General features: G+C 77.6%; 5 protein-coding genes. All 5 read right to left on the bottom strand.

Annotated elements, in window-relative coordinates; genetic code table 11:
* Window positions 1–188: 188 nt before the first annotated feature.
* Window positions 189–1193, bottom strand: a complete 1005-nt coding sequence (locus DEF28_RS25140) for a LacI family DNA-binding transcriptional regulator (RefSeq protein WP_114399590.1) — start codon at window positions 1191–1193, stop codon at window positions 189–191.
* A gap of 785 nt (window positions 1194–1978) precedes the next feature.
* Entirely contained in the window at window positions 1979–2233 is a 255-nt protein-coding gene (locus tag DEF28_RS25135; RefSeq protein WP_114399589.1) for a hypothetical protein, read from the bottom strand.
* A 749-nt stretch (window positions 2234–2982) separates the two neighbouring features.
* Entirely contained in the window at window positions 2983–4413 is a 1431-nt protein-coding gene (locus tag DEF28_RS25130; protein WP_114399588.1) for a xylulokinase, read from the bottom strand.
* A 3-nt stretch (window positions 4414–4416) separates the two neighbouring features.
* A complete protein-coding gene (locus DEF28_RS25125; protein WP_114399587.1) occupies window positions 4417–5292 on the bottom strand; it encodes a sugar phosphate isomerase/epimerase family protein in 876 nt (291 codons plus the stop codon).
* Window positions 5293–5344: 52 nt separating this feature from the next.
* Window positions 5345–6095 (bottom strand): ATP-binding cassette domain-containing protein (locus DEF28_RS25120; RefSeq protein WP_325049032.1); only part of this gene is annotated, 751 nt, incomplete at its 5' end.

Genomic DNA, 6095 nt, shown 5'->3' with positions numbered 1-6095 from the left:
GCGGGCGGGAGCGCCGTCGCTGGAGGTGGGGTGGACCATGGGGACTCTCCTCGCGGATGATCGAAGCGCTTCGACAACGCCGGGACGCCGGGGCGCGTCCCGCGGCCTGTGCGGCCTCCTCCTCTCCAACCTCTCCGGTGCTCAACCGCGCCGGCCGGCGGTCCGCGGGCGGGAGCCGCCGGCCGGCCTCACCTCACGGGCCCGGTGCTCGCGCGCACCCGCAGCTCCGGGGCGCGCAGCCGCACCGTCCGGTCGCGCACGCCCTCGAGCTCCCGCATCACCGCGCGCACCGCGTCGGCGGCCAGCTCCTCTGCCGGGATCGCCACCGCCGTCACCGGCACGGCGAGGGACTGCGCCTGCTGGTCCGGGCAGATCGCGGCGACGGACAGGTCGTCCGGCACCCGGAGGCCGTCGGAGTGCAGCACGTCGAGCAGCACCGGCAGCGCCTCCTCGTTGTGCACCACGAGCCCCGTCAGCCCGGGGACCCGGGCGCGCAGCTCGGCGAGGGCGCGCCGCACCCCCCGGTAGTCCGGCGTGCAGGGGACGCCGGCTCCGGCCAGCGCCCGGCTCCGCAGCGCGCTGGTGAAACCGGCGAGCGCCCGCCGCGCGAAGCTGGTGCCGCGCTGGTAGACGGGCTCCGGCGGCCCCACGAAGCCGAGGTCGCGGTGCCCCAGGTCCGCCAGGTGGGCGACGCAGGAGGCCGCGCTCGCCGCGAAGTCGAGGTCCACGCAGGCCAGCCCGCGCGGATCGGCCGGCACGCCGATCAGCGCGCTCGGCTGGGGTAGCCCGCGCAGCACCTCCAGGCGGGGGTCGTGCTGCTGCACGTCCATGACGATGACCGCGTCCGTGAGCGCGGTCCCGGCCACCCGGCGCAGCCCGTCGGCGCCCTCCTCCTGGGTGAGCAGCAGTACGTCGTGCTCATGGGCGCGGGCGGCCGTGACCACCCCGGTGACGAACTGCATGAGCACCGGAAGGTACATGTCCGAGCGCAGCGGCACGACGAGCGCGAGGACGTTGCTGCGGCTGCTGGCCAGCGCGCGCGCTCCGGCGTTGGGCAGGTACCCGAGATCGCGGATGGCCGCGCGCACCCGCCCCTCGGTCTCCGCCGAGATCGACCGCTTGCCGGAGAGCACGTAGGAGACGGTGCTGATCGACACCCCGGCGTGCCGGGCGACGTCCGCGATGGTGACCATGGGCGGCTCCGCTCCCGTCGGGGGGTCGGTGTCGAAGCGCTTCGATCGATGTGACCCGAACCATAAGCCGGAGCCGCCCGCGATACAAGGGTCCAACGCCCGCCCGATCGGCGCGCCCGTCCGGCAGGGGCCGGAAGGCGCCCCTCGCGGCGAGGCCCACGGCCGCGCGGCGCAGCGGCGGGACGGCGGAAGCGGACGCCTTCCCTTCATGCCCGGAGACAGCCGACACCGAAACCACGTGTCCGGGGGAGCGGGGCAGTGCCGTGCGGGCGCGGCGGCATCGGGGGCGGATCCGGCCGGGCCCGCAGGGACGCGGTGGGACCACACGCCGTGGTCCGCGCGAACGGGACGCGCAGGCTGGTGGCCGCCGGCCCGGCCGGGCCCGGGTCGGACGGGACGCCGGCCGGCCCCGCTCGGGAAGCGGGCACGCCTGTGCCGCCGGGTTGAGACGCGGTCCCGGCTGCGGGGACCAGCAGGCCGCGGCGGACCGGGGCCCGCACGGTCCCGGTCTCCAGCCTCGGAGCGGGCGGCACGTCCGGCCGCGCGGCGGACCGCAGCCGTCGGAGCGGTGAGCCGACTCCCCGCGGGCGACATGGCCCGCAGCGCCGCTACATCCGCCCTGCCCCCGCCCGGGCGGCGGAGCCGCACGGGGCCGCGGGTCCCGCCTCCGGCGTGCCGACCGCTTCCAGGCAGGGCCGCCGGAGGGGGCGCCCGGCGTCCCGGAGCTCCCGCCCGTGCCGGCGCCGGGGAGGCCTGCGGCGATGGCGCCCCCGGGAGCCGTGCGGCTACCCCTCGAACCGGACGCTCGCGCCGTCCTCGACCTGCAGGTTCCGCCCGCGCCCCAGGAGGTTGCCGCGCGCGGACGCGTCCTCCGGCTCGGAGGAGGGGCGCTGGCCGGGGATCCGGACCGTCATCGCGGTGTCGGTCCCGTTGAACAGCCGCCCCCGGCCCGAGAACACGTACTCCCGACCGTTCTCCGGGTTCTCCACGGTCTGCGACTCGCCGTTCTCGGCCTGCCAGCTGATGTATCCCACCGCCATCGGGTCTCCTTCGAGTCGGCACGGACGACGCCAGCCCGCTACCCGCCGACGCGGGAGGCAACCGCGCCGACCAGGCCGGAGCACGCCCGGCGGGGCTCCCGCAGCCCCACGCCACGGCTGGAACCCGGTGCGGCCCGCACTTCCGGCCGCCCCGGACAAGACCGGTCCGCGCGAAACCCGGAAGCCGCGCGCGCCCGCTCCCGCCGAACGGATGGCGGAGCCGGGCGGGGGCCGAGTGCGGGCGGTGCGGACCGCGCGGCCGCCGGGTCCGGCGGATGGCGCCATCGCGCGCCCCGATGGCTCCACGCGGGGGTGGGCGGCCCGCGCCGCCGAGGCGGTCGTCCACCCGGGCGGCTGGGCGGCACACCGGAACGCGCCGAACGGGAGGCGCGGGGACGGGAGCCCGCCGCGCGACGAACCGTCGCGGACGAGGAGCGGCGACGTCCGCTGCGGCACCGCCCGGCGCGCGGCTGCCCTGCGGCTCCGGCTTCCGCCGCGGCCCGGTGCACGCTTCGGGGCGCGTGGAACCCCACCAGCGGCCCGGGCGGACGGCGGCGGAGGGGACCGGCGGCCGGGCGCGGGGGACCGCGGCCGCCACCGCGCGGCAGGCCGTCCCGGGGGCCGGTCCGGCCGCCACTTGCGGGGGCGCGCACGCCCGCGGGAGCCGACGCACCCGGTACCCCGGACCGCCCGGTGCCGGGGCCGCGCCCGGCCGGGCCGCGAACGCCCGTGCCGCGTCCGGAGGGCCGCTACCCCAGCCGCACCCGTTCCAGGTAGCGGGCGAACACCGGCTCGTAGTCGGCCGACCGCTCGCCCGGACGGACCGGCTCGGCCTCCTCCAGGGCGATGGGCGGCGCCGGCAGGCCGGCTGCCTCGGCGGCCAGCAGGGCCGCGCCCAGCGCGGAGGCGCTGCGCAGCCGCACCGGGTGCAGCTCAACGCCGAGCACGTCGGCGAGCAGCCGGCGGAACGCGGGGTGCCGGGTGCCGCCGCCGGCCAGGCGCACCTGGGGCGGCAGGCCGCCGGGCAGCGCCGACGCCGCGTGCCGGACCGACAGCGCGACCCCCTCCAGCGCCGCCCGCAGCACCGTGCCCCGGTCGCTGGCCAGCCGCAGGCCGGACAGCGCGCCGGTGGCCGCCGGGTCCAGGACCGGCGTCCGCTCGCCCGTGAGGTGCGGAACGAACGTGACGCCGTCGGCCCCGGGGGCGCCGGTGTCGGCGCTCTCGTACAGTTCGGGCCAGCTCGTCCCCAGAAGGCCGCGCACCCAGTCCAGCGCGATGCCGGCGTTCTGCACGGCCGCCATCCGGTACCAGCCCGCCGCCGTCGCGGTGCGGTAGACGTGCACGCCCGGTACGGGCTCCGCGGTGCCGGCGAGCGTGACCACCTGCGCGCCGCTGCCCACCGTGACCTGCGCCTGTCCGGGCCGCAGGCCGGTGGCGAGCAGCGCCGCCGGTGTGTCGCCGGCCCCCGCGGCCACCGGCACGTCCGGGGCGACTCCCAGCTCGCGGGCGGCCGCCGCGGTCAGGCCGCCGGCCGCCGCCCCCGAGGGGAGCACCGGCGGCAGCAGCCGCTCGGGCAGGTCGACCGCGGCGGCGGCCTCCGCCGACCAGCCGTCCGCCGGCACGTCCCACAGCAGGGTGGCCGAGGCGTCGGACGGCTCGGTGCCGGCCGCCCCGGTGAGGCGCAGGCGCAGCCAGTCCTTGGGCAGCAGCGCCCACCGCGCCGCGGCGGCCGCCTCCGGTTCGTGCTCGGCGACCCAGCGCAGCAGCGGCCCGGTCATGCCCGGCACCAGGGGGTTGGCCAGCCGGCCGCGCAGACCGGCCGGCAGGCCGGTCCACCGGCCGAGCACGGCCGCGGCGCGCTGGTCCGCCCACAGCAGCGCCGGGCGCACCGGCCGGCCGGCCGCGTCGGCCAGCACCAGCCCGTGCATCTGGCCGTCCAGCCCGATGGCGGCGACGGCGCAGTCGCCGGCCCGCTCCCGGGCGCCGGCCAGCGCGGCGCGCACCGCTCGGACGGTGGCCGACCACCACAGTCCGGGGTCGGTCTCGGCCCAGCCGGGACGCGCCGAGACGACCGGGTACTCGGCGTCGGCCTCGCCCAGCGCGGCGCCGTCCACCCCGGTGACCAGCGCCTTGACCCCGCTGGTGCCGAGGTCGATACCCAGGAGTGCCCGTACCGCCATGGATCAGCCCCGCGCCTGGGTCAGGCCGTCGGTGATGAACCGGCGCGCGTGCCGCGCGAGGTCGGCGCCGTCGCTCCACAGGTTGCGCCACACGGCGAGGTCGTTGGAGAGCGAGGGGTGGACCACGGCCGAGGAGAAGCTCTCGAACGTGATGGGACCGGTGTAGCCGGCGGCGGTGAGGGCGGCGAAGAAGGCGGGGAAGTCGATCGTGCCCTGCCCGAGGTAGCCGCGGTGGCTCTCGCCGACGTGCACGTATCCGAGGTGCCCGCCGGCCTGGCGCACCGGCTCGGCGAAGTCCGGCTCCTCGATGTTCATGTGGTAGGTGTCCAGGTGCAGCACGACGTTGTCGGCCCCCACCTCGGCCCGGAAGGCCAGGGCCTGCTCGGTGGTGTTGAGGACGTTGGTCTCGTAGCGGTTGACGATCTCCAGGCCGATGGTGATGCCGCTGGCCTTGGCCCGCTCCGCGAGCCAGGCGATCGTCTCCACCGCGTTGGCCCGGCCGCGCTCCTCCAGCGGCGCGCCGTACTTGCGCAGCGCCGAGAAGATCACGCCGCCGAAGTAGCCGGAGCCGATGTCGCGGGTCACCGCGAGCGCGTCGGCGAGCACCCGGCGTCCGCGCGCCACCACGTCGGGATCGGTGCTGGAGACGTCGGTGTCCGCGCTGAGGCCGAGCGAGGTGCCGGCCGCGAGTCCGTGGCGGTCGAGCAGCTTGCGGGTGAGCTCGGGGTCGACCGCCGACGGGTCGAGCAGCGGGATCTCGATCAGGTCGAACCCGGCGGCGGCGGTCTGCTCGACCGCGTAGCGGGCCGACTCCGGGCTCCAGTCGCCGACCCAGACCAGGGCGTGCACGCCGAGCGGATTGCTGGTGGCCGCGTTCACTGCGGTTCCCCTCTCAGTTGCGGTAGGTGTCCGGCCGAGGCGGCCGGCGCGGTCAGTCGGCCCGGGCGCCGGTGACCAGCGCCACCAGCTCCTGGGCGTCGGTGTCGGCGGTGGCGCGCCCCGCGGCGAGTCCGCCGGCGCGCATCACCCACACCCGGTCCGCCAGGCGCATGACCTGGTCGAAGTTGTGGCTGATCAGCAGGATGGCCATACCCTCGTCGCGCAGCCGGGCGATCAGCTCCTCGACCCGGGCGGTCTCCTGCACCCCGAGTGCGGCCGTCGGCTCGTCCATGATCACCAGCTTGGACCCCCAGCCGGCCGCGCGCGCGATCGCCACGGCCTGGCGCTGGCCGCCGGACAGCCGGCGCACCTTCGCCCAGGCGGGCGGCACGTTCACCGAGAGCCGGGACAGCATCTCGCCGGCCTGCTCTCGCATGGCGGCGCGGTCCAGCAGCGGGAGGCCGGCCACCCGGCGGATCCGCTCGCGGCCGAGGAAGAGGTTCTGCCACACGGTGAGGTCGTCGACCAGCGCGAGGTTCTGGTGCACGGTCTCGATGCCGGCGGAGCGGGCCTCCTCGGGGCTGGTGAAGCGCACCGGGGTGCCGTCGAAGCGCAGCTCCCCGGAGTCCGGCGGGTGCACGCCGGAGAGGGTGCGCACGAGGGTGGACTTTCCGGCGCCGTTGTCGCCGATGAGCGCGGTGATCTGGCCCCGGCCGAGCCACAGCGACACGTCGCGCAGCGCGCGGACGTTGCCGAAGGACTTGGCGACCCGGTCGACGACCAGCAGGGCGTCGGAGGGGGCG

The organism is Marinitenerispora sediminis (assembly GCF_003336425.1).
GTDB lineage: Bacteria > Actinomycetota > Actinomycetes > Streptosporangiales > Streptosporangiaceae > Marinitenerispora > Marinitenerispora sediminis.
The sequence above is the reverse complement of the archived record's forward strand: the minus strand, read 5'-3'. Positions and strand labels throughout refer to the sequence as shown.